The 24,482-nt window shown below is 64.3% G+C and carries 20 protein-coding genes; 9 read left to right on the top strand and 11 right to left on the bottom strand.

The window, feature by feature from the left end:
- Positions 1-3: 3 nt before the first annotated feature.
- A complete protein-coding gene (xseA, locus tag TO66_RS25230) occupies positions 4-1,383 on the bottom strand; it encodes an exodeoxyribonuclease VII large subunit (protein WP_044464831.1) in 1,380 nt (459 codons plus the stop codon).
- Positions 1,384-1,455: 72 nt separating this feature from the next.
- Entirely contained in the window at positions 1,456-2,358 is a 903-nt protein-coding gene (locus TO66_RS25225; protein ID WP_044464830.1) for a LysR family transcriptional regulator, read from the bottom strand.
- 101 nt (positions 2,359-2,459) lie between these two features.
- Between TO66_RS25225 and TO66_RS25220 the strand changes: the two genes are divergently transcribed.
- From TO66_RS25220 to tadA, 8 genes are all read left to right on the top strand, one after another.
- Positions 2,460-3,227 carry a sulfite exporter TauE/SafE family protein gene (locus TO66_RS25220; RefSeq protein WP_044464829.1) on the top strand — a complete coding sequence of 256 codons (768 nt, stop codon included), beginning with the start codon at positions 2,460-2,462 and terminating at the stop codon, positions 3,225-3,227.
- Between the two features lie 142 nt (positions 3,228-3,369).
- Complete coding sequence (locus tag TO66_RS25215) at positions 3,370-3,918, top strand: hypothetical protein (protein WP_044464828.1); 549 nt, start codon at positions 3,370-3,372, stop codon at positions 3,916-3,918.
- Between the two features lie 185 nt (positions 3,919-4,103).
- Positions 4,104-5,573 carry an IMP dehydrogenase gene (gene guaB, locus TO66_RS25210; RefSeq protein WP_044464827.1) on the top strand — a complete coding sequence of 490 codons (1,470 nt, stop codon included), beginning with the start codon at positions 4,104-4,106 and terminating at the stop codon, positions 5,571-5,573.
- A 99-nt stretch (positions 5,574-5,672) separates the two neighbouring features.
- Positions 5,673-7,250: a glutamine-hydrolyzing GMP synthase gene (guaA, locus tag TO66_RS25205; protein WP_044464826.1), complete on the top strand. Its 1,578-nt coding sequence runs from the start codon at positions 5,673-5,675 to the stop codon at positions 7,248-7,250.
- Positions 7,251-7,541: 291 nt separating this feature from the next.
- Complete coding sequence (locus TO66_RS25200) at positions 7,542-7,820, top strand: hypothetical protein (RefSeq protein ID WP_044464825.1); 279 nt, start codon at positions 7,542-7,544, stop codon at positions 7,818-7,820.
- A gap of 5 nt (positions 7,821-7,825) precedes the next feature.
- Entirely contained in the window at positions 7,826-8,347 is a 522-nt protein-coding gene (locus TO66_RS25195; protein ID WP_044464824.1) for an AlpA family transcriptional regulator, read from the top strand.
- A gap of 230 nt (positions 8,348-8,577) precedes the next feature.
- A complete protein-coding gene (locus TO66_RS25190; RefSeq protein ID WP_044464823.1) occupies positions 8,578-9,954 on the top strand; it encodes a multicopper oxidase family protein in 1,377 nt (458 codons plus the stop codon).
- Entirely contained in the window at positions 9,954-10,448 is a 495-nt protein-coding gene (gene tadA / locus TO66_RS25185; protein WP_044464822.1) for a tRNA adenosine(34) deaminase TadA, read from the top strand. The genes TO66_RS25190 and tadA overlap by 1 nt, the downstream gene beginning before the upstream one ends.
- Positions 10,449-10,474: 26 nt before the next feature.
- Here tadA and cmoB read toward each other — a convergent pair whose 3' ends face one another.
- From cmoB to lon, 5 genes are all read right to left on the bottom strand, one after another.
- Positions 10,475-11,431 carry a tRNA 5-methoxyuridine(34)/uridine 5-oxyacetic acid(34) synthase CmoB gene (gene cmoB / locus TO66_RS25180; protein WP_044464821.1) on the bottom strand — a complete coding sequence of 319 codons (957 nt, stop codon included), beginning with the start codon at positions 11,429-11,431 and terminating at the stop codon, positions 10,475-10,477.
- Positions 11,428-12,171 carry a carboxy-S-adenosyl-L-methionine synthase CmoA gene (cmoA, locus tag TO66_RS25175; RefSeq protein WP_044464820.1) on the bottom strand — a complete coding sequence of 248 codons (744 nt, stop codon included), beginning with the start codon at positions 12,169-12,171 and terminating at the stop codon, positions 11,428-11,430. Before cmoA ends, cmoB begins: the two co-directional genes overlap by 4 nt.
- 243 nt (positions 12,172-12,414) lie before the next feature.
- Positions 12,415-13,056 carry a lysoplasmalogenase gene (locus tag TO66_RS25165; RefSeq protein ID WP_044464818.1) on the bottom strand — a complete coding sequence of 214 codons (642 nt, stop codon included), beginning with the start codon at positions 13,054-13,056 and terminating at the stop codon, positions 12,415-12,417.
- 1 nt (position 13,057) lies between these two features.
- Positions 13,058-13,450 (bottom strand): protease inhibitor I42 family protein, encoded by a 393-nt coding sequence (locus tag TO66_RS25160; protein ID WP_044464817.1) that lies wholly within the window; start codon positions 13,448-13,450, stop codon positions 13,058-13,060.
- Positions 13,451-13,623: 173 nt separating this feature from the next.
- Complete coding sequence (gene lon / locus TO66_RS25155) at positions 13,624-16,044, bottom strand: endopeptidase La (RefSeq protein WP_044464816.1); 2,421 nt, start codon at positions 16,042-16,044, stop codon at positions 13,624-13,626.
- A 403-nt stretch (positions 16,045-16,447) separates the two neighbouring features.
- Between lon and TO66_RS25150 the strand changes: the two genes are divergently transcribed.
- Positions 16,448-18,790, top strand: coding sequence for a bifunctional diguanylate cyclase/phosphodiesterase (locus TO66_RS25150; RefSeq protein WP_044464815.1), 2,343 nt, complete (start codon positions 16,448-16,450; stop codon positions 18,788-18,790).
- 105 nt (positions 18,791-18,895) lie between these two features.
- On the opposite strand, the gene TO66_RS25145 is transcribed toward TO66_RS25150, so the two are convergent.
- The 4 genes from TO66_RS25145 to TO66_RS25130 all read right to left on the bottom strand — a co-directional run bounded on the left by TO66_RS25145 (position 18,896) and on the right by TO66_RS25130 (position 24,413).
- A complete protein-coding gene (locus TO66_RS25145; protein WP_044464814.1) occupies positions 18,896-19,189 on the bottom strand; it encodes a hypothetical protein in 294 nt (97 codons plus the stop codon).
- Between the two features lie 211 nt (positions 19,190-19,400).
- Positions 19,401-19,721, bottom strand: a complete 321-nt coding sequence (locus TO66_RS25140) for a hypothetical protein (protein WP_044464813.1) — start codon at positions 19,719-19,721, stop codon at positions 19,401-19,403.
- A 768-nt stretch (positions 19,722-20,489) separates the two neighbouring features.
- The gene (locus tag TO66_RS25135) at positions 20,490-22,910 is read right to left on the bottom strand and encodes a glucose/quinate/shikimate family membrane-bound PQQ-dependent dehydrogenase (RefSeq protein WP_044464812.1); all 2,421 of its coding nucleotides are present in this window, start codon (positions 22,908-22,910) and stop codon (positions 20,490-20,492) included.
- Between the two features lie 129 nt (positions 22,911-23,039).
- Positions 23,040-24,413 (bottom strand): carbohydrate porin, encoded by a 1,374-nt coding sequence (locus TO66_RS25130; RefSeq protein ID WP_044464811.1) that lies wholly within the window; start codon positions 24,411-24,413, stop codon positions 23,040-23,042.
- Positions 24,414-24,482 lie beyond the last annotated feature (69 nt).

Below are 24,482 nucleotides of genomic sequence, written 5' to 3'. Positions count from 1 at the left end.
GGATCAATCCAGTAAAGAAAGGGTGACAGGTGTCAGGTGATTGTCCTCGACGCGGACTTGCAGTTCGCCTTCGCCGAGCCGCGCCTTGAGGCGCTGTCCCGGTTGGGTCTGTCCGGCGCTGCGGATGGCCTGGCCACGTTCGTCCAGGAGGATGCTGTAGCCTCGTCCCAGGGTGGCCAGCGGGCTGACGACGTGCAGGGTCTGCATCTGGCTGTGCAATTGCAGGCGACGGGATTTCAGGCCTTCGCGCATGGCGCGGGGCAGCCGTTCGGCCAGGCTGTCGAGGCGTTGCCGCAGCAGCGCCAGCTGGCGCCCGGGGTGTTGGCCGGCGAGCCGGGTTTCCAGGCGGATCAGGCGTTCGCGGCGGGTGTTGAGGCTACGCTCGAACGCTCGACGTATGCGCATATCCAGGTCATCCAGGCGTTGCGCTTGCTGGCGCAGCCGCTCGCCCGGGTGACGCAGGCGCCGGGACATGCCTTCCAGGCGCAGGCGATCGCGCATCAGGCGGTCGCGCATGCGAAGCACCAGGCGCCGATGCAGGCTTTCGAGCCGGCGTTGCAGGTCGCTGGAGTCCGGGGCGAGCAGTTCGGCAGCCGCCGAGGGCGTTGGGGCGCGCACGTCGGCGACGAAATCGCTGATCGACACATCGGTTTCATGGCCCACGGCACTGACGATCGGCGTGACGCAGGCATCCACCGCGCGGGCCACGGCCTCTTCGTTGAAGCACCAGAGGTCCTCCAGCGAGCCGCCGCCGCGGGCCAGGATCAGCGCATCGAAGCCTCGGGCATCGGCCATCTGCAGCGCCCGGACAATCTGTGCAGTGGCTTCGCGCCCCTGCACGGCGGTAGGAATCAGGGTCAGCGCCACTTGCGGCGCCCGGCGGCGGAACACGCTGATAATGTCGCGAATCACCGCGCCCGTCGGCGAACTGATGATGCCGATACGCTGGGGATGAGCGGGCAGCGGCACCTTGCGTTCGGCGCTGAACAGGCCTTCGGCGCTGAGCTTTTCCTTCAGGGCATCGAAGGCCAGGCGCAGGGCGCCATCGCCGGCTGGCTCGACGGTATCGAGGATCAGTTGATAGTCGCCGCGGCCCTCGAACAGCGAGACCTTGCCGCGTACCTTGACCGCCAGGCCGTCCTTCAATGCCTGGCGCACCCGCGCGGCATTCTGCCGGAACAGCGCGCAACGCACCTGGGCGCCGCTGTCCTTGAGGGTGAAATACACATGGCCGGACGCCGGGCGGGCGAGGTTGGAGATTTCGCCTTCGACCCAGATGTTGCTGAACACGTCTTCCAGCAACACCCGCGCACGGCCGTTGAGCTGGCTGACGGTCAGGACTTCGCGGTCCAGGCCGAGTCTTGCAAAGGGATCTTTAATCATGGGGCGCAGTTTAAAGGCATTCGGCGAACAATCTCCATGGATCGAAACAAAAGGAGACGATGCCTCCACCGGCTAGGACGCGAGGGCGCCATGGAAGTGTTCGATGAACTGTTTGACCAAAGGTGTCGGCTGCTGTCGGCAGGCGAGGGCGACCGTGCTTTGGCACGCCGGGTCCGCCAGGGGCAGGAAGCGCAGGCTGGCGGGGGCGATGTCGCGCATCGACTCGGGCAGCAGGGCGATGCCGAATCCGGCCTGGATCAATTGCAACTGGGTGGTCTTGCGCGATAGCACCCGCGCCGCCTTGGGGAAAAAGCCCTGGCGCATGCACAACTCGGCCGACAGGTAACTCAGGCCGCCACGTTGCGGGTGAGGAATGGAGATAAAGGCTTCGTCGCGCAGTTGCGCCAGGTCGATGCCCTGGGGCGGTGGATTCAATGCCAGGGTGTGGCCGGACGGCACGGCCAGCAGCAGGCGTTCGCTGAACAGTGGAGTGATCTGCACCCCCTCGCGTTGGCGCAGTACGGGCAGTCGCAGCAGGCCGATATCCAGCCGGCCTTCGGCGACTTCCTCCAACTGCGCTTCGGAGGACAAGGTGGCGATATCCATCGACGCGCCCGGGCACTCTTCCACATAGCGGCTGATGGCCTGCAGCAACCGGCCGCTCATGGACACCGTGCTGGAGTGGCTCAGGCGTAGCGTCCCCCATTGCCCCTGGCCGACCTGGGTCGCCAGTTCGCTGGCCTTGTTCAGCTCGTCCAGCAGGTTGCGCGCTCGCGGGTAGAAGGCCGCGCCGGCCGCCGTCAGCCGGGGCAGGCGCGCGGTCCGCTCGAACAACGGGGTTTGCAGGTGGTTTTCCAAGTCCTTGATCTGACGGCTGAGGGCGGACTGGGCGATGAACAAGCGTTCGGCCGCCGCGCTGAAACTGCCGCTGTCGACGATTTCCACGAAGTAACGCAATTGCCGGGTTGAAATCACCAGTCATGCCTTTTTGAGATGGGTGGAGGGCTTTGATGATATTAGTCGCAAGGCTTCCCGCTGGCTAAAGTCATTTCCGGATCAATAAGGATGACGAGTCGATGAGCATGGTTGAGTTGTTGGGGCAGTGGTCATGGGGCGCGAGTGGCTGGTTGGCGATCGGTCTGGGGATCGCCCTGGCGTATATCGTGTTCGGCATTGCCGGGTTCGGCACGGCGCTGGTGGCCGGTCCGGTCCTGATCCTGTTCATGCCGCTGTCGAAGATCGTGCCGTTGCTGGTGCTGCTGGATTTCGTCGCGGCGTTCGGCAATCTCCTGCCGTCGCGCCGGGACGTCGAGCGTGCCGAACTGCTGCGCCTGCTGCCGTGCATGGCGCTGGGCTGCACCCTGGGGGTGATTTTCCTGCTCAACCTCAAATCCGATGTGCTGCTGCTATTAATGGGGCTGTTTATCAGCGCTTATGCGGTGTACAGCCTGTGGGTCAAGGCGCGGCCCAAAGCGCTGGCGGCGGGCTGGGCGATTCCGATGGGGACCGTGGGCGGGCTGTTCGGCGCGCTGTTCGGCAGCGGCGGCTTCTTATATGCCATCTACCTGAACAGCCGCCTGCCCAAGGATGCGGCGCGGGCCACCCAGAGCGCGTTGATCAGTTGCAGCACCGTGGTGCGCCTGAGCCTGTTCGCCATCGCCGGTGTTTATGCGCAACTGCCTTTATTGGTGCTGGCGCTGTGCCTGGTGCCGGCTATGGCACTGGGCTTGTGGATAGGTCGGCGCCTGACGATGAGGCTGTCCCGCGAGGCGTTTGTCCGGCTGGTGACCTGGCTGGTGCTGGCCAGCGGCATTGCCCTGATCACGCGGTATCTGAACACTTGACCTCTGGAGTTCAGGGATTAAGCTGCGGGCCCTCGGACCTGCCCGGCGCGCCGGCTTCTACACTGAATCTGTAGGCGGTTTGCCGGCGATACGGTCCGGGCAGGCGACGCAGACTTTCCTTCAGACGCTTCAGGCCCCACCCATGAACTCGCAAAGCATCATCGTCCCGAAAATTTCCACTATGCCGGTTCACGAACCCCGTGCCCGGGCAATCGTGCGTTGGCTGGTGCGCAAGAATATCGTCGAGGAAACCCTGAGCACCTGTGGCCGTACCGGCAACCGCATGGGCCACGCCATTGCGCCCGGTGCGCGGGAGGTAGTGCTGCATCCGGACGCCTTGCCGTTCGGCGAAGCGATCAACGGCCTGGAGATTATCACCAAGCGCTGCATCTATACCCCTTCCAAGGGGTTTCTCGAGGAAGCGGGCTGTGCCGAATGCCGGCAGGAAGTGGGGGAGGCGCTGTTCGAGAGCCTGGAGGACTGGATGCCCGGGCGCACCGATAACTTCATCTGCCCCGAATGCGGCCACGAAGACGATATCAATGGCTTTCTGTTCCTGCAGGAGTGCGGGTTTTCCAACCTGGGGTTCATCTTCAACAACTGGGCCGAGGCCGGCTTCAAACAGAGCTTTCTCGATGAGTTCGCCGATTGGCTGGACCAACCGGTGAGCTGGGTGAAAGTGGAACTCTAGAAGCGCATCGACGAGGGGGAGGGAAGCGCCGGGCCAGAGCGCAATGGGCCGGTGAAACGGAGGCCGCGGCGCGGCAGAATCCCCATCCATCACTCCATTGATAATTCACAGACTTTTACATTGAGCCCGGGTAGGTGTCTGAGTATAATGGCGCGCTTCCATTTTCCCGCCCGGGAGCCCCCGCGATGCTGCGTATCAGCCAAGAAGCCCTGACCTTCGACGACATTCTCCTAGTGCCCGGTTATTCCGAGGTACTTCCTAACGAAGTCAGTCTCAAGACCCGCCTTACCCGTGGCATCGAGCTGAATATTCCACTGGTTTCTGCCGCAATGGACACCGTTACCGAAGCCCGTCTGGCAATCGCCATGGCTCAGGAAGGTGGCATCGGCATCATCCACAAGAACATGACCATCGAGCAGCAAGCTGCCGAAGTCCGCAAGGTCAAGAAGTTCGAAGCCGGCGTGGTCAAGGACCCGATCACCATCGAGGCTGACGCCACGGTCCGTGACCTGTTCGAACTGACCCGCATGCACAACATTTCCGGCGTTCCGGTACTGCACGATGGCGACCTGGTCGGCATCGTCACTTCCCGTGACGTGCGTTTCGAAAGCCGCCTGGACGCCAGCGTCCGCGAAGTGATGACGCCTAAAGAGCGCCTGGTCACGGTCAAGGAAGGCGCGGACAAGAACGACGTGCGCGAACTGCTGCACAAGCACCGCATCGAGCGCGTGCTGATCGTCGACGACAAGTTCGCCCTCAAGGGCATGATGACTGTCAACGACATCGAGAAAGCCAAGGCTTACCCGCTGGCCAGCAAGGACGATCAAGGTCGTCTGCGCGTGGGCGCTGCCGTCGGTACCGGTAAAGACACCGGCGACCGTGTTGCAGCCCTGGTCAATGCCGGTGTGGACGTGGTGGTGGTCGACACCGCCCACGGTCACTCCAAGGGCGTGATCGACCGCGTTCGCTGGGTCAAGGAGCACTACCCGCAAGTGCAGGTGATCGGCGGCAACATTGCCACCGGCGCTGCTGCCAAGGCACTGGCCGAGGCTGGCGCCGACGCGGTCAAGGTCGGTATCGGCCCTGGCTCGATCTGCACCACCCGTATCGTCGCCGGCGTCGGCGTCCCGCAGATCAGCGCGATCGCCAATGTCGCCGCCGCCCTCGAAGGCACCGGCGTGCCACTGATCGCCGATGGCGGCATCCGTTTCTCCGGTGACCTGTCCAAGGCTATCGTCGCTGGCGCTTCGGCCGTGATGATGGGTTCGATGTTCGCCGGTACCGAAGAGGCGCCAGGCGAGATCGAACTGTTCCAGGGCCGTTCCTACAAGGCTTACCGCGGCATGGGTTCGCTCGGCGCCATGTCCCAGGCCCAGGGTTCTTCCGACCGTTACTTCCAGGACTCCGCCGCGGGTGCCGAGAAGCTGGTTCCGGAAGGCATCGAAGGCCGTGTTCCCTACAAGGGCACCCTGACCGCCATCATCCACCAGTTGATGGGTGGCCTGCGTTCTTCCATGGGCTACACCGGTAGCGCCAACATCGAAGAAATGCGCACCAAGCCGGAGTTCGTACGCATCACGGGCGCCGGCATGGCCGAGTCCCATGTGCATGACGTGCAGATCACCAAGGAAGCGCCGAACTACCGCGTAGGTTGATGCTTCAAGCAAAACGTTCAATGACCGGGGCTGTTTTATTCAGCCCCGAGTCGTTTCTGAATCACGACTGTTTTCGAATTACCTAGACGAGACTGAATCATGGCCCTCGACATTCACGCTCACCGTATCCTGATCCTCGATTTCGGTTCCCAGTACACCCAATTGATCGCTCGTCGCGTGCGTGAAATCGGCGTGTACTGCGAACTGCATCCGTTCGACATGGACGACGAAGCGATTCGCGAATTCGCCCCCAAAGGTGTCATTCTCGCCGGCGGCCCCGAGTCCGTGCACGAAGCCAACAGCCCGCGCTGCCCGCAAGCGGTGTTCGACCTGGGCGTACCGGTCTTCGGTATCTGCTACGGCATGCAGACCATGGCCGAGCAGATGGGCGGCAAGGTCGAAGGTTCAGAGCTGCGTGAATTCGGTTATGCCCGCGTCGACGTGGTCGGCAAGAGCCGCCTGCTGGACGGCATCGAAGACCACGTGGACGCCGACGGCCTGTTCGGCCTCGACGTATGGATGAGCCACGGTGACAAGGTCACCAAGATGCCGGAAGACTTCCACATCCTGGCCAGCACCCCGAGCTGCCCGATCGCTGGCATGTTCAACGACGACCTGCGCTACTACGGCGTGCAGTTCCACCCGGAAGTGACCCACACCAAGCAGGGCGGTCGCATCCTGTCGCGCTTCATCCTCGACATCTGCGGCTGCGAAGCCCTGTGGACGCCGTCGCATATCGCCGACGACGCCATCGCCCAGATCCGTGCCCAGGTCGGCACCGACAACGTGCTGCTCGGCCTGTCCGGCGGTGTTGACTCCTCGGTGGTCGCGGCCCTGCTGCACAAGGCCATCGGCGACCAGCTGACCTGCGTATTCGTCGACAACGGCCTGCTGCGCCTGCACGAGGGCGAGCAAGTGATGGCCATGTTCGCCGAGAACATGGGCGTCAAGGTGATCCGCGCCAACGCGGAAGAGCAGTTCCTCAACAACCTGGCCGGCGAAGCCGACCCGGAGAAGAAGCGCAAGATCATCGGCCGGACTTTCATCGACGTGTTCGACGCCGAGTCCTGCAAGCTGGAAAACATCAAGTTCCTGGCCCAGGGCACCATCTACCCGGACGTGATCGAGTCGGCCGGCGCCAAGAGCGGCAAGGCCCACGTGATCAAGTCGCACCACAACGTGGGCGGCCTGCCGGAAGAAATGAACCTCAAGCTGGTCGAGCCGCTGCGCGAGCTGTTCAAGGACGAAGTCCGTCGCCTGGGCCTGGAGCTGGGCCTGCCGTACGACATGGTCTACCGTCACCCGTTCCCGGGTCCGGGCCTGGGCGTGCGCATCCTCGGCGAAGTGAAGAAGGAATACGCCGACCTGCTGCGTCGCGCCGACCACATCTTCATCGAAGAGCTGCGCAAGGCCGACTGGTACCACAAGGTCAGCCAGGCGTTCGTGGTGTTCCAGCCGGTGAAATCGGTGGGCGTGGTCGGTGACGGCCGTCGTTACGCCTGGGTCGTGGCCCTGCGTGCCGTGGAAACCATCGACTTCATGACCGCACGTTGGGCGCACCTGCCTTACGAGTTGCTGGAAACCGTCAGCGGCCGGATCATCAACGAAATCGAAGGCATCTCCCGCGTCACCTACGACGTGTCGAGCAAGCCGCCAGCCACTATCGAGTGGGAATGATCCTGGCCGAGTGATCGGCTGCTGATCCATTCGCAGTAAGCAATGGCGATCGAGACCTTTGGGTGTCGATCGCCATTTGTGTTTCAGGGTTTATGAAAAGCCCGGTTTCCAGCCCTCCCGCAACACCAGGAAAGAGATGGGCCAATTGGCGCCCGGCGCTCTTGTGTACCCTCATCGATAGACATTTATCAACCTCCTGTGGTGGCCCTGGCGGCTTCGACGCAGGTGTTGAAGTAATCGATGGTTGTCAGTTGACAACCTTGTCATTGTTGACGAGACTGGAGGCCATGGATGGCTCGCACACCTCATCCCAAGAAAGACATTGAAATGGCCCTGCGCTACGCCGAATGGCAGGGCTGGCGTGTCGAAGTCGGCGGCGGTCATGCCTGGGGCAAGATCTATTGCCCCTACAACAGCGAGGTGTGTCGTTGCGGCGAGTTCTGCATCACCAGTGTGTGGTGCTCGCCAAAAAATCCTGCCCAGCATGCCCGCGCTTTGTGCCGGGTCGTCGACAACTGCACGCTGAACCAGCTGCGCGGCGGGAAGTACCCGCAACCTGCTCGGGAGTAACGATCATGGAGTACCTGTTCACCCTCAACTACCTGCTGCCGGCCGATGATTGCGATCCGGACGCGCTGGTCGAGCGTCTTGGCGCCGGCGGTTGCACCGATGCCCTGGTCGGCACCGGGCTGGCGGGGCGCCTGGCGCTGGAGTTCAGCCGCGAGGCCGAGAGCGGCGAAGCGGCCCTGCTCAGCGCCCTGGGCGACATCAAGCGAATCATCCCGGATGCGCGGCTGGTCGAGGCCAGCCCGGATTTCGTCGGCCTGAGCGAAATCGCCGATATCGTCGGCGTGTCCCGGCAGAACATGCGCAAGCTGATGCTCAACCATGCCGGCAGCTTCCCCCTGGCGATCCACGAGGGCAGCGCCTCGCTCTGGCACCTGGCGGAAGTCCTCAGCTGGCTCGACGCCCGGGGCGGCTACGAACTGCAACATCCGGTGATCGAAGTGGCGCGGGTCGCGCAGTCGGTGAACGTCGCCAAGGAGGCCCGGCGGGTGGGGCCGCCGAGCCATGAACTGATGGCCTTGCTCGGCTGAAGGGGCTGCTGTGCCGCGGGCGCGTCCGCGGCTGGCGGCAGCAGGGTGCTGCGGTCCGGCCGCGGCCTGGGCACTCGACGGCTTTCTCATGAACGGCATCGATTGTGCCGAACCTCCAGCCTGGGCTGCGGCCTCTCGCCGCGCCGGCCTTACTGTTTCTCAACTGCGGGTGTATCGTATTCGCCTTTTCGGGCCCCGGCCCGCCGTAACTATGTGAGGTAGTCGAGTCCATGTCCTTTACCCGTCGACAGATACTTGGTGGTCTGGCCGGTCTTGCAGTGGTTGGCGTGGGCGCCGGTGGCGCGTCGCGCTACTGGCTGGGCAAGATGGCCGACGCCGAGGCGGGCCATGATTATCAGCTGATCGCCGCGCCACTGGATGTGGAGCTGGTGCCGGGCCACAAGACCGAGGCCTGGGCTTTCGGTCCTTCCGCGCCGGGCACCGAACTGCGGGTACGCCAGGGCGAGTGGTTGCGGGTACGATTCATCAACCACCTGCCGGTGGCCACCACCATTCACTGGCACGGTATCCGCCTGCCGCTGGAAATGGACGGCGTGCCTTACGTTTCGCAGTTGCCGGTCATGCCGGGCGAGTATTTCGACTACAAGTTCCGCGTGCCGGACGCCGGCAGCTACTGGTATCACCCGCACGTCAACAGCAGCGAAGAGCTGGGGCGCGGCCTGGTCGGCCCGCTGATCATCGAGGAGCGCGAACCCACTGGCTTCACCTACGAACGCACCTTGAGCCTGAAAAGCTGGCATGTGGATGAAGAGGGCGCTTTCGTGCCGTTCAGCATTCCCCGCGAGGCGGCGCGTGGCGGTACGGCGGGGCGTCTGTCGACCATCAACGGCGTGCCCCAGGCTGTGGTGGAGATTCCGGCCGGGCAGATCACCCGCGTGCGCCTGCTCAACCTGGACAACACCCTGACCTACCGCATCAACATTCCTGATGTCGACGCCCGGATCTACGCCCTGGACGGCAACCCCATCGAGCCGCGTCCGCTGGGCAAGGAGTATTGGCTGGGGCCGGGCATGCGCATCTGCCTGGCGATCAAGGCGCCGCCCGCTGGCGAAGAGCTGTCGTTGCGCAACGGCCCGGTGCGCCTCGGCACTTTCCGTTCGGTGGCCAACAGCGATGCGCCGACCGAATGGCCGCCGGCATTGCCGGCCAATCCGATCGCCGAGCCCGATATCGAGAATGCCGAGAAGCTCAACTTCAACTTCGAGTGGGTTGGCTCGGTCTCGGTGAACGTGGACAATGGCAAGCCGCCCAGCCTGTGGCAGATCAACGGCAAGGCCTGGGACATCACCGACAAGACCTGCGCCGACCGTCCTATCGCGACGCTCAAGAAAGGCCAGAGCTATATTTTCGAACTGAAGAACATGACCCAGTACCAGCATCCGATCCACTTGCACGGCATGAGCTTCAAGGTCATCGCCTCGAACCGCAAGAAGATCACCCCCTACTTCACCGACACCTACCTGCTGGGCAAGAACGAGCGGGCGCGGGTGGCGCTGGTGGCGGATAACCCGGGGGTGTGGATGTTCCATTGCCATGTGATCGACCACATGGAAACCGGCCTGATGGCCGCCATCGAGGTGGCCTGATGCGGCAGATTCGCCCGGCCCGGATCATCGATCGCAGCCGCGACCAGGACTTCATGCGTGAAGCCCTGGTTCTGGCCGCCCAGGGCGCGGCGTTGGGCGAGGTGCCGGTGGGGGCGGTGCTGGTGCAGGACGGGGAAATCATCGGTCGCGGCTATAACTGCCCGATCAGCGGCAGCGACCCCAGCGCCCATGCGGAAATGGTCGCGATCCGGGCCGCGGCCCAGGCGGTCAGCAATTACCGTCTGCCCGGCAGCACCCTTTATGTGACCCTGGAGCCGTGCAGCATGTGCGCCGGGCTGATCGTGCATTCGCGCATCGCCCGGGTGGTGTACGGCGCGCTGGAGCCCAAGGCGGGAATCGTGCAGAGCCAGGGGCAGTTCTTCACCCAGGGCTTCCTCAACCATCGGGTGCTGTTCGAGGGCGGGGTCCTGGCCGAAGAGTGCGGCGCGGTGCTGAGCGAATTTTTCAAGGCCCGTCGGGCCAGCCGCGACTGAACACCTCTCCTACAGCTTCAGGCGATTTATTTCCTGGCGACGATCACGGCGCGCATCGGCGCCGGCAGGCCCTCGATGGTCTTGCTGTGGTCGTTCGGGTCGAGGAAGTCGCTCAGCGACTGGTATTTCATCCACTCGGTGCCGCGCTGTTCCTCGACGCTGGTCACGCTGACATCCACGCATCGCACATCGCTGAAACCGGCACGGCGCAGCCACAACTCCAGGGCTGGCACCGACGGCAGGAACCATACGTTGCGCATCTGCGCGTAACGGTCTTCCGGCACCAGCACCTGGTGCTGGTCGCCTTCGACCACCAGGGTTTCCAGTACCAGTTCGCCGCCTTTGACCAGGCAGTCCTTGAGCGCCAGCAGATGCTCGATCGGCGAACGGCGGTGGTAGAACACGCCCATGGAAAACACCGTGTCGAAACCTTCCAGGTTGGGCGGCAGGTCCTCGAACGGAAACGGCAGGTGCCACACCGAAGGCTCCGACAGGTAACGCTGCACCGCCTGGAACTGGCAGAAGAACAGCCAGTTCGGGTCGACGCCGATCACGCTGTGGGCGCCGGCGCCGAGCATGCGCCACATGTAATAGCCGTTGCCGCAGCCGACATCGAGGATGCGCTTGCCTGTGAGGTCCAGGTGCGGGGCGACCCGCGACCATTTCCAGTCCGAGCGCCATTCGGTATCCACATGCACGCCGAACAGGTCGAACGGGCCCTTGCGCCAGGGCGACAGGCCCATCAGGGCGCTGCGCATCCGGGCGCGGGTGGCGTCGTCACAGTCGGTGTCCAGGGTCAGGCCATCAAGCAGGTCGACCTCGGTCGGCTGGATGTCTGGCAGCGCGTCCAGGGCGCTTTGCCAGCGTGCCAGGTCGCCGTGGCCCTTTTCCATCTTGGCGTCAAGTTGCGCTTGCAGGGTGTTGGCCCAGTCGGCCAGCGGCGTGCCGGCCAGGCGGCGGGCGAGGGGGGACAGATCAATCATGGCAAGGCAATCAACGAGGCAAAGTTAAGACATTGGAACCACGGCACGACTTTCGAGAACCCGGCGGCCAGCAGGCGTTCGCGGTGTTCTTCGAGGCTGTCGGGCTTCATGACGTTTTCGATGGCGCTGCGCTTCTGGGCGATTTCCAGTTCGCTGTAGCCGTTGGCACGCTTGAAGGCAACGTGCAGGTCGGTAAGCAGCGCATGCTCCTCGGGGTCGTTGAAGCGCAGCTTCTCCGAAAGGATCAGTGCGCCGCCGGGCAACAGTGCCTGGCGGATAGTGCCGAGCAGGGCCAGGCGCTGCTCGGGGGCGATGAATTGCAGGGTGAAGTTCAGCGCCACCACCGAGGCCGGCTGGAACTGCAGGGCCAGGATGTCGCCTTCGATCACTTGTACCGGCAACAGCTCCTGGAACATCGAGTCCTGGCCGTTGAGGTATTCGCGGCAACGCTCGACCATCGCCGCGGAATTGTCGACGGCGATCACCCGGCAACCGTCGGTGCGCACATGGCGGCGCAGGGCCTGGGTCACGGCGCCGAGGGACGCGCCCAGGTCGTAGAGCACGCTGTTCGGCTGGGCGAACTGGGCGGCGAGCACGCCGAGGTTCTCGACAATGGTCGGGTAACCCGGCACCGAGCGCTTGATCATGTCCGGGAACACCCGCACCACGTCCTCGTTGAAGGCGAAGTCGGGCACCTGGGCCAGGGGCTGGGCGAAAAGGCGATCGGGTTCTTTGCTCACGGCGGTTCCGGCGGTGGAGATAGAAAGAGGGGCGGCATTTTAGCCAAGTTGGCGCAGTGATGCGCGTTCTGTCTGATAAAGCGCGGCTGGATACTCCGGCCCCTGTAGCCGCTGCCGAGCCCGGCGAGGCTGCGATCGGTAGCGCAGCTACCGCGGCGGTCCTTCAGACAAACCCCATGGGCAGGTTTGGCGAGGACTGCGTCCTCGATCGCAGCCTCGCCGGGCTCGGCAGCGGCTACAGGGTTAGGGGGTAGTGGGCTTCTGGCTGAAGGCCGAGGCGGCGATGCCCCACTGTCCCAGCCAGTAGCTGAGGATGATCAGGTAGGGCGCGGCATCGAAGGCCATCACGAAGCGGCTGATGCCGATCACGCTGTCGGAGAACACGAAGGCCACGGCGCCGGCAGCGGCCAGTTGCGCCGAGCGTTTGGGCACGTTGCTGCCCAGGCGCGCGAGGGCCCGCCAGAGCATGGCGCTGATGGCCAGGCCGTAGACGATCACCGGCACCAGCAGCGGGCCCAGGTTGTGGCTGATCAGGATGCCCAGCAGTACCGCTCCGGCGCCCAGGGCCAGCAGCAGAGGGCCGAGCGCCAGGCGTCGGCAATCGCTGGTGTAGGCCTTGAGGTAGGCCAGGTGCGCGACCAGGAACGCGCCGAGGCCGAACACGAACAGGTCGGCGGGCCAGGCCAGGAGTACGTCGCCGAGCAGGGAGAACAGCAGGCCCAGGCTGATCCAGCGGCGATACTCGCTGGGCGGTGCGTCGTGCAGCCAGCCGAGCAGGGCCAGCACCGGCAGAGGCTTGACCAGCAGGCACAGCAGCGTGGCGTGGATGCTCAAGCCGTAGAGGAAGGTCGCCGCGCCCATCAGCGCCAGGATCAGCCAGCCCATGTCACTTGACCGAAATGGCGCAGTCGAAGGCTTTCACCGGCGCAACTTCCGGGGCCCAGGGCTGCTGGTAAGTCAGCAGCAGGCGCCCGGTACCGGCGGCGAACGCCTGGAACCGCCAGGTGGACTGGCCGCCGCTGCCCACCAGGCCGCTGTCCTCGGGGTTGCTATAGACCTCAGGGCTGATTTTGCGCAGCACGCCGCCGGCCGAGTCCTGGATCGCCCAGCGATACCCGGTGGTCGGGTTGCTCGGCAGGGTCAGGATCAGGTTCTGCCCATTGCTCAGTTGCACAGGGCATTCGCTCTGGTTCTCGACCGTGACGTTTTGCTTGGGTTGGCTGGCACAGGCGGTGAGCAGGGCAAGGCTGAGGGGCAGAAACAGACGAATCGGTGACATGGGTCAGAAAGCTCCGGTCGTGACAAAGGGCGAGCATAACCGAAGATTGAGGAATGTGTGGCGGGGCAGAGATTCTGTAGGAGCGAGGCTTGCCCGCGATGGCCTCGCCGCGGTGTGCCTGACACACAGCGGCGTTTAGATCGCGGGCAAGCCTCGCTCCTACAGGTTTGCGTTTAGAACAGCACCTTGGCTACATCGGCAAAACGCTTGGCGAAATGCACGGTGATGCCTTCCTTGAGGTAGTCCGGCAGTTCCTCGAAGTGGCCGCGGTTGGCTTCCGGCAGGATCAGCTCGAAGAGCTTCTGCCGGCGCGCCGCGATGACTTTCTCGCGGACCCCGCCGATGGGCAGGACGTGCCCGGTCAGGGTCAGCTCGCCGGTCATGGCCACGCCTTTTTTCGGTGGCTGGCTACGAGCCAGGGACAGCAGGGCGCTGGCCATGGTCACTCCGGCGCTCGGGCCATCCTTCGGCGTGGCGCCTTCGGGTACGTGCAGGTGGACGAACGCCTCGTCGAAGAACTTGGTATCGCCACCGAACTGCTTGAGGTGCGAGGTGACGTAGCTGTAGGCGATTTCCGCCGACTCCTTCATCACGTCGCCCAACTGCCCGGTGAGCTTGAAACCGCGGTTGAGGGTGTGGATCCGCGTGGCTTCGATCGGCAGCGTGGCGCCGCCCATGCTGGTCCAGGCCAGGCCTGTGATCACCCCGGTGCCGCTGAGCACCTGCTCGTTGCGGAACACCGGCATGCCCAGGGAGGCTTCCAGGTCCTTCGGGCCGAGCTTGATCACCGCGTCCGGCTCGTCCAGCAGCCGCACCACGGCCTTGCGCACCAGTTTGCCCAGCTGCTTTTCCAGCTGGCGCACACCGGCCTCGCGGGCGTAGCCGTCGATGACCCCGCGCAGCGCCGCGTCGCTGATGCTCAGGTTGGCCTTGGACACGCCGGCCTTTTCCAACTGCTTGGGCCACAGGTGACGCTTGGCGATGGCCAGTTTTTCCTCGGTGATATAGCCCGACAGGCGAATCACTTCCATCCGGTCCAGCAGCGGGCCGGGGATCGAATCCAGGGTGTTGGCGGTGCAGACGAACAGTACCTTCGACAGGTCCAGGCGCAGGTCCAGGTAGTGGTCGAGGAATTCCACGTTCTGTTCCGGGTCGAGGGTTTCCAGCAGCGCCGAGGCCGGGTCGCCCTGGTAGCTCTGGCCCATCTTGTCGATCTCGTCGAGCATGATCACCGGGTTCATCACCTCGACCTCTTTCAGCGCCTGCACCAGCTTGCCCGGCAGGGCGCCGATGTAGGTGCGGCGATGGCCCTTGATCTCGGCCTCGTCACGCATGCCGCCCACGCTGAAGCGATAGAACGGCCGCCCCAGGGACTCGGCGATGGACTTGCCGACGCTGGTCTTGCCCACGCCGGGCGGGCCCACCAGCAAGACGATGGAACCGCTGATCTCGCCCTTGTAGGCGCCGACCGCGAGGAATTCGAGAATCCGGCTCTTGATGTCGTCGAGCCCGGCGTGGTGCTGGTCCAGCACCTTGCGCGCGTGCTTGAGGTCGAGCTTGTCCTCGCCGTACACGCCCCAGGGCACCGCGGTGGCCCATTCCAGGTAATTGCGGGTGACCGCGTACTCCGGCGAGCCGGTCTCGAGGATCGACAGCTTGTTCATTTCCTCCTCGATACGCTTCTGAGCCTGGGGCGGCAGCACCTTGCCTGTCAGGCGCTGCTCGAACTGCTCGATGTCGGCGCTGCGATCATCCTTGGTCAGGCCCAGCTCCTGCTGGATGACCTTGAGCTGTTCCTTGAGGAAGAATTCGCGCTGGTGTTCGCCGATCTTGCGATTGACCTCGGCGGAAATCTCTTTCTGCAGGCGCGCGACCTCGACTTCCTTGCGCAGCATCGGCAGGACTTTTTCCATGCGCTTGAGCATCGGCACGCAATCGAGCACTTCCTGCAGCTCGTTGCCGGTGGCCGAGGTCAGCGCGGCGGCGAAGTCGGTCAGCGGCGACGGGTCGTTGGGGCTGAAGCGGTTGAGGTAGTTTTTCAGCTCTTCGCTGTACAGCGGGTTGAGCGGCAGCAGTTCCTTGATCGCGTTGATCAGTGCCATGCCGTAGGCCTTGACCTCGTCGGTCGGTTCGCTCGGCTGGTGCGGGTATTCGACTTCCACCAGGTACGGCGGGCGATGGTGCTTGAGCCAGGTGCGGATGCGCACGCGGGTCAGGCCCTGGGCCACGAACTGCAGCTTGCCGTTCTCGCGGCTGGCGTGGTGGACCTTGACCAGGGTGCCGTACAGCGGCAGGGACGAGGTGTCGAAATGCCGTGGGTCTTCCGGCGGCGTATCCATGAAGAACAGCGCCAGCGAGTGATGTTCGGACTTGCTCACCAATTCCAGGGTCTCGGCCCAGGGCTCTTCATTGACGATGACCGGCAGCACTTGCGCCGGGAAGAACGGCCGATTGTGGATCGGGATGATGTAGACCTTGTCCGGCAGGTTCTGCCCGGGCAGGGCCAGGCCGGTAGCGGAAGACGGATGAAGTTCGGCGTTTTCCGGGTCGGCGTATTCACTCATGGTGTCAGGAAGTTCTTGCTGGTCGCTCATGGGGCACCTGCGCAATGGGGTATGCCCAGTTAGATGGGGCGGTGGATGAGCGGTTTCAATGGTGCGCGAGCCGGATCAATTATTTCAGTCCTTGTCAGCGGCACGCGGTGCAATTTCCCGAGCCGCGACGGGGAGGCTGTCATTTTTGCGTCGGGGCGTTGGTAAATTGGCGGCGACAGAAAAATGACATTAAAACCCCCTGATTTTATTGCGTGATCTTCTGGTCTTGGCGGTCTAATCTGGACCGATTAAATGCCATTAGGGAAATGGCATTTATTTGACGCATCTACAGCTGCCCAGAGGGACGCGTAATGATCAAAGGACTTTGCAGCGGGGCGCGGCGGGTGTCGCCGTGGGGATGTAGGGACGACGAGAGCGGGGTCGAGGCGGCGAGAGCCGACTCATGAAGTGGCGCCATACATTCCAGGTAAGGATCACCGGGGTACTGGCGCTATTGCTGTTGATCGTGATCGGGGTGGTGTATTTCGCCGTCAAGGCCGCGACCAACCATGCGGTGGAAAACCAGGCGCAAGTACAACTGCAGACGGGCACCCGGGTGTTCGAGCGTCTGCTCGAGCTGCGCGGCCGACGGTTGCGTTATGGCGTGGACTGGCTGGTGGTGGACTCGGAGTTTCGCCAGGCGGTGATCAACGGCGACGCCCAAGAGATTCTCGAAGCGCTGCGCCAGCACGGCACCGGGACCCGCGGCAGCGAGCTGTTCGTGCTCGGAGGCGAGGGGCGGGTGATCGCCAGTACCCTGCCGGCGATTGCCGAGCATGAGTATTTTCCTTACGACCAGGCGCTGCGCACGGCCTTGCGGCAGAACAAGAGCATGTTGATCGTCGCGCTCAAGGGCCAGCCCTACCTGCTGGTCCAGGGCCAGGTGCTGACGCCGGAGCATTTGCACCGGGTGGTCATGGCGTTCCGCATGGACGACCTGTTCGCCAACGAGCTGCGTTCGATGAGCAACCTGGAGGTGTCTTTCCTCACCCTCCAGGAGGGCCGCGCCGGGGAGTTGTTCAGCACCCAGCCGGATATTTTCTGGGCCACCGTCATCACCACCTTGCGCAATGTGGCCTGGCGTTCGCGACCGCAATTGAGCGATGCCCACGGCAAGCGTTTTCTCAACCAGGCGTTGCAACTGGCCAATACCGGCGATCCCGGCGATCCGCAGGTCCTGGCGTTGCTGCAAAGCCCGCTGGATCATGCCTTGCAAGCCTTCGCGCCGCTGGACCGGGAGTTCCTGGCGATCGCCGTGGCGGCGCTGGTGATCTCGCTGGCCGGAGCCTTGTTCATGGCGCGGCGGGTGTCGCGGCCGTTGACGGTGCTGGCCGAGGCGGCCCAGCGCATCGGGGCGGGCAACTACCAGACGCCGGTGGTGCTCAAGCGCACCGACGAGTTCGGCCTGCTGGCCGATGCGATCAACGCCATGCAGAGCGGCATTGCCAGTCGCGAGCAGCAACTGGCCCACAATGCCCTGCACGACCCGCTGACCGGCCTGCCCAACCGCGCGCTGGCGATGGAGCGCCTGAGCAACGCCATCGGTGCCGGACGCAACGTGGTGCTGTTGTACCTGGGGATCGAGGACTATCGGGCGATCAACGAAGGCCTGGGCCCGGAGGGCGTGGAGCAGATGATGCGCGAAGTCAGCCGGCGGCTGTCGGAGACGGTGTCCGCCGGGGACACCGCCGCGCGCATCACCGCCAACGAGTTCCTGTTGCTGCTGGAAAACACCGAGATCGATGGCGCGGTGGCCATGGCCGATCGGCTGCATGCGCTGTTGAGCCGGCCCCAGACCCTCCATGGCGATGAAGTGCAGCGCCAGGTGTGCATCGGCGTGGCGGTCTACCCCACCGACGGGCAGTCGGCGGAAGAGCTGATCAGCCGCGCCGCCATCGCCCGTCACGATGCTGCGACGCAGCCCGGTTACTTGCAGATCTACCAGCAGGATCGCGACCTGGCCCATCAGCGCCAGGTGGGGTTGATCCGCGACCTGCGCCGCGCCGCGGCGGAAGGCGAGTTGTTCCTGCTGTACCAGCCCAAGCTGGACTTGCGCCATGGGCATGTGCACCAGGCCGAAGCCTTGCTGCGCTGGCAGCACCCGGAGTTCGGCATGGTCTCGCCGGCGGAATTCATCCCCCTGGCCGAGCGTACCGGCAGCATGAACAGCCTGACCCTGTGGGTGATCGAGGAGGGGATGCGGCAACTGGCCGAATGGAACATGCGCGGGCTGCACCTGCAGCTGTCGCTGAACATCTCGGTGGACGACCTGCATGGCGTGGACCTGGCAGCGCGGGTGAGTGTGCTGCTGCAGCGTTACCAGCTGTCTGCCGAGCAACTGATCTTCGAGATCACCGAAAGCGCCATCATGCGTCACCCGGAGCAGGCGCTGGAGATGTTGCAGAGCCTGCGCGACTGCGGCATCAGCCTGTCGGTGGACGACTTCGGTACCGGTTATTCGTCGCTGGCGCAATTGCAGCGCCTGCCGGTGCAGGAGTTGAAGATCGACCAGTCGTTCATCCGCAATCTCGACGAAACCAGCGGCGACGCGGTGATCGTGCGTTCCACCATCGAGATGAGCCACAACCTGGGGCTCAAGGTGGTGGCCGAAGGGGTGGAGCAGGAGCGCAGCCTGCGCCTGCTGGAGCGCTGGCATTGCGACACGGCCCAGGGCTACCTGATCAGCCGGCCGCTGGCCGCTGCGGCGTTCGAGGCGTGGGTGATCAAGTCGCGGGTATCGAGTTGAGCCACGCGGGAGGGGCGGCCCGGGAGTTGCGGGCCGGCCATCCGCGGGCGCTGCTGTGCCCGGCAGGCCACCTGTCGCGGTAAACCTCGCTCGGCAGGGGCTGGCTTACTGCTTGGTGCACTCGGCGGGGAGCGCTACCACTCCGCCCATGGAGGCGAAGGCGACCATGCCGCCACTGGGCAGGATGCAGTTGTATTCGCCGTTGCTGGTGCTGGCGGTGAAGTAGGTCTGGGACGCGTCGCTACGCACGTTGGAGACTGTGGTCACGGGCTTGCCGAGGGTGGTCTGGGCGCGGTTCTTGAGGTCGTCGTTGCTCGGTTTGGCAATCGCGCAGCCGCCCAGGGCGAGGGCCAGGATACTGAGCAGGGTGAGGGGGCGGAGGCTGGAATGGAGCTTCATGATGACTCTTCCTTGGCGTTGTTGTGTTTTCCACGGCGCAGCCGCTCCCGACGCCGCGCAATGGCAGCGTTGGGAGAAACGGGTGGTTGGTTGGCACTATATCGGTGCGCTGGGAGAGGGTCGATTAGCACAAATGGGCTAATGTCCCTTTGCAATGACGGGCGGTTGTGCTGGCAGGACCGGTGTAGCGCAGCCGGTCCGGAGTCGAGGTTCAGGCCAGCAGGGGCGCCTGCAGGCGCCGACCCAGCACGTCCAGCAAGTCGCAACCGTCGCGCAGCGGGATGACGCAGAGTTGGGCGAAATCCTGCAACAGCGCCGGGTTGCCGAGCAGGTTGTCGTCGCTGGCGATGTTCTCCAGCAACTGGGCCACGGCGCGGATCCGGTGCGCGGCGGCCTCGTGCAGCACATCCAGCGGCGCCTCGGTGTCGATCAGCAGCGTGGGAATGCTGCAGTCGTTGCTGGTGAGGGCCATGTAGCGGCGGGGTGGGGTGTCGTCGGTTGTGGCGGGTGGATCGGGAACGACCTTTTTCATTGAACTGGCTCCAGTACGCCCAGGGTCATCAAAAGGGTTCCTACGCCCTGTCACTGAATTGGCAGTGACAGGCCAAACCATAGAGTCCGGGTCCCAGCGGGACAAGGTGATGGGAGTCGACGCGTGCTGTAGGAATTTTCGCTATCACCCCCGGATCGACATTGGTCCTGTAGCCGCTGCCGAGCGTCAGCGAGGCTGCGAACGGCCGCGCAGCGGACGCCAAACCAGGCAACGCGGTGTGTCAGATTAATTGGGGATGCCGATCTTGCGTCTGCTGCGCAGACGATCGCAGCCTCGCTAGCGCTTGGCAGCGGCTACATGGATCTCTGTTGCCTGGCGGGCCTTGTGGTGGTTGGGAGGGCCCTATCGCGAGCAAGCTTCGCTCCTACAGTCGATCAGCGTACGGCAGCAATGCCGCTGCGGGATCGACATTGGTCCTGTAGCCGCTGCCGAGCGCTAGCGAGGCTGCGATCGGCCGCGAAGCGGACGCCAAACCAGGCAACGCGGTGTGTCAGATTAATTGGGGATGCCCGATCTTGCGTCTGCTGCGCAGACGTTCGCAGCCTCGCTGATGCTCGGCAGCGGCTACAGAGGCTCTATCGCCTGCGGGGCTTGTGGCGGTTGGGCGGGCTTATCGCGGGCAAGCCTCGCTCCTACGGGGGAGCGCTGCTTTTATAGGAGCGAAGCTTGCTCGCGATGGCGTCGGTACAGGCAACAAAAAAGGCGGCTACCCGTGGGTAGCCGCCTTTCGTTCACCGCTGGTAACGCTTATTCCGACAGTTTGTAGGCAATGATGTAGTCGCCCATCTTGGTGCCCAGCGAGCCGTGGCCGCCCACGACTACCAGCACGTACTGTTTGCCATCCTTGCCGGTGTAGCTCATCGGCGTGGCCTGGCCGCCCGCTGGCAGGCGGGATTTCCACAGTTCCTTGCCGTTGTTCACGTCATAGGCGCGGATGTACTGGTCCAGGGTGCCGCTGAGGAAGCCCACGCCGCCGGCGGTGACCATCGAGCCACCCATGCTCGGCACGCCGATAGGCAGGCCGATCGGCACGGGCGAGCTGTCACGGCTGGTGCCGTTCTTGTGCTTCCACACCACTTTGCTGGTGGTCAGGTCGATACCGGCCACATAGCCCCAGGCCGGGGCCTGGCAAGGGACGCCGAACGGCGACATGAACGGGTGCATGATCACCGCATAAGGTGCGCCGGTGTTCGGCTGCACGCCGGAGGTTTCGCTTTCGCGCTTGCTGCCGGCGGCGACTTCGGCGCGCGGCACCAGCTTGGACACGAAGGCCATGTAGTTCGGGCTGGTGAACAGCAGGTGGCGGACCGGGTCGATCGACACGCTGCCCCAGTTGAACACACCGACGTTACCCGGGTAGACCAGGCTGCCCTGGGTCGACGGAGGGGTGTACTGGCCTTCGTAGCGCAGTTCCTTGAACTGGATGCGGCACAGCATCTGGTCGAACGGCGTGGCGCCCCACATGCCTTTTTCTTCCAGCGGCGGCGGCAGCAGGTTCAGGTCCGAACGGGCCTGGGTCGGTGCGGTGTGGTCGCCTTCGACCGCGCCGGTCGGTGCCGGTACTTCGCGGATCGGCACGATCGGGGTGCCGTCGCGACGGTCCAGCACATACAGGCTGCCTTGCTTGGTGGGCTGGATCAGCGCCGGCTTCACGCCGTCGGCGGTCTTCAGGTCCACCAGGGTCGGCTGGCTGCCCACGTCCATGTCCCACAGGTCATGGTGGGTGAACTGGTAGTTCCAGCGCAGCTTGCCGGTGTCGATCTCCAGGGCGACGGTGCCGGCGCTGAATTTCTCGGCGCCCGCGGTGCGGTTGCCGCCCCACTGGTCAGGCATCTGGTTGCCGAGCGGCAGGTAGATCAGGCCCAGCTTCTCGTCGACGCTGGCCAGGGACCACATGTTCGGCGAGTTGCGGGTGTAGGTCTTGCCTTCGGCGAGCGGAGCGGTCTCGTCGGGGTTGCCGGCGTCCCAGTTCCACACCAGGTGGCCGTCGTGCACGTCGAACGCGCGGATCACGCCGGACGGTTCGTTGGTCGACTCGTTGTCGGTCACGTGGCCGCCGATGATCACCAGGTTGCGGGTGATGGCCGCCGGCGACGTCGAGTAGTAGCCGCCTGGCGTGAAGGGGCCGATACCGGCTTTCAGGTCCACCGCGCCTTTGTTGCCGAAGTCTTCGCAGACCTTGCCGGTGTCGGCGTTGATCGCGATCAGGCGGGCATCGGCGGTCGGCAGGAACAAGCGGCGCGGGCAGCTGGCGGCGATGGCCTGGCCGGCGGCCGAGAGGCTGGCCGGGGTGCTGCTGGCGTCGCTCTGGGTGAAGTTGGCTTCGGCGTAGTACGACACGCCACGGCAGGTCATGTGGGCCCAGCCGCGGAAGTCATCGCCGTTCGGACCCTGGATTTTCGGGTCGAAACGCCAGATTTCCTTGCCGGTGTCCGGGTCCAGCGCCAGCACCTGGCTGTGGGCGGTGCAGGCATAGAGCTTGCCGTTGACCTTCAGCGGGGTGTTCTGGTTGGTGATTTCCACCGGGTCCTTGGCGGTCGGCATGTCGCCGGTGCGGATGCGCCAGGCTTCCTGCAGCTTGCCGATGTTGGCCGGGGTGATCTGCTTCAGCGGCGAGTAGCGATCGCCGAATTCGGTACGGCCATAGGCCTGCCAGTCGCCTTCGGGCATGGCGGGCGCGGCGCTGGCGGTGTCGGCGGTTTCACGGCCCAGTTCGCCCGAGATTTCGCCCGGGTTGGTGAACTGGCTGCCGAGCGCGGCGCCACCGGCCAGGACCACGGCCACGCTCAGTACCGCGGTGCCCAGCGGCGCCGGGCCGTTGCGCAGCAGCGGACGACGGAACCAGGGCAGCAGCAGGACGATGCCGAGGACGAAGAACAGCGACAGGCGCGGCACCAGTTGCCACCAGTCCAGGCCGACTTCCCACAGGGCCCAGACGGAGCTCAGGAACAGCACCACCCCATACACCAGCAGCGCCGCGCTACGACCTGCCAGCAGCAGCACGCCGCTGAGGATCAGGCCGAGACCGGCCAACAGGTAGTACAGCGAGCCGCCGAGCATGCTCAGCTTGATCCCCCCGGCCAGCATGGCCAGGCCCATTAGCAGCAGCAAGATACCGAGCAGGCTTGGCAGCAAGCGGCTCGGACTTGAAGCACCCTCAGTGCTCATAGTGTGGTTCTCCGTGATGTTTAAGGTAGTCCCGCGCATGTTCACTGTAGATGACGATCAGGCACGGGCTTGGTTCAGTGTTGTTTGGGGAAAACAGTTTTCTTCAGATTGGGCGGGCCACCGGGCCCGTCAGAACGAACTCTGGATCTTGATGCCACCGACCAGTGCGTCGTCGACCTTGTCCACGCCACCCGGGTGGCGGATGTATTGCAGGTTCGGGCGCACGGTCAGCCAGTTGGTGACGTGCACGCCGTAGTACAGCTCGGCGCTGTATTCGGTGTCCTGGGGCGGCAGGTAGGCCAGGTTGTCGTAGTCCTGGACGAGGCGGGCGCGGTTGCTGGCCTCGGCATTCTTGCGATAGGCCGGGTTGACGTGGATCCGGGCCATGGCGAAGCCGATGTCGTCCTTGGCGCGGGCATCGAACAGGCCCTTGTAGACCAGGCCGGCCTGGACGTAGTTGTCGATGGCGTTGGTCTTCTTGTCGTGCATCGTCGCGTTGGCGAACAGGCTCAGGCCGCGCGAGTGGTCGCTGGCCAGGCTGGTGACCTGCTGTTGCGCGTCCAGCCACAGGCCGTGCTTGCTCGAACTGCTGCGATAGGCCTCGCCGCTCAGGGCGGCCGGCTGGCTGTTGCTGTCCTTGTAGACGTCGCTGGCCTTGGCGCTGCTGTAGTAGTAACCGGCGCGGTATTCGCCCGGCAGGTCATTGAGCTTGGGTGTCCACACCAATTCGACCGGCAGCAGGGTGCCCTGGGTGCCGCTGCCGCTGAGCTTGAAGCCGTTGCCGCGCTCGAGGTTGGACGGGTTCTGCTCGAAGGCGCCGATCTGCGCGTAGAGCTCAGGCGTCAGGTGATACTTGACCCGCAGCGCCCACTGGCTGACCGGCCAGTTGTACCAGACGCTGCCGGCCCAGTTGCCGACCTGGGAGCCGCAGAACGCCAGGTTCTGGAAATCGCAGGGGAAGCTGTTGAAGTCTTCGCCCTGCCCGAAGCGGCCGACCTTGATGTCCAGTTTCTGGTCGAGGAATTTCTGCTGGTACCACATCTGCGTCAGGCGCCAGGTCTGGCCACGGCCCCAGACTTCCTGGGCCGAGCTGAAGCCGCCGACGCGCGGGTCGTTGATGCGGTCGTTGCTGATGTTGTCGCCGTCGCGCTTGGTCACCGTCAGCTGGAACTCGGCATCGTGCCAACCGAGGATCTTGTCCAGGTCCAGGTGGCTGCCGAAGGCGAACTGGTCGCTGAAGCGCGCGGTGCGGTCATGGTCGTAGCCGCCATGCAGGTTGGAACCCATTTCGCCGACAAAGTCGATCTTGAAGTCGTAGCCTTTTTTCGCCAGTTCTGTGCGGGCGCCGTTCCAGTCTCCGAGCATCCAGGGCGATTCGCTGTCGAAGGCCGGAGCGGCCTGGGCGCAGGTGGCAAGGCCGAGGGCGCCGAGCAGGGTCATGGCTTTCTGGCTGGCGATCGGGTGAAAGACAGCGCTGTCTTTTAGAGGCTTGAAATTAGGCATAAGTCGTTGAATGAGTGCTTTTTATTGATGGGCAGAAACAGCAAATATCGTCCGTTGCGGATCTCGGGG

It is taken from the genome of Pseudomonas sp. MRSN 12121, assembly GCF_000931465.1.
Lineage (GTDB): Bacteria > Pseudomonadota > Gammaproteobacteria > Pseudomonadales > Pseudomonadaceae > Aquipseudomonas.
This window is presented reverse-complemented; position numbering and strand designations above follow the sequence as displayed.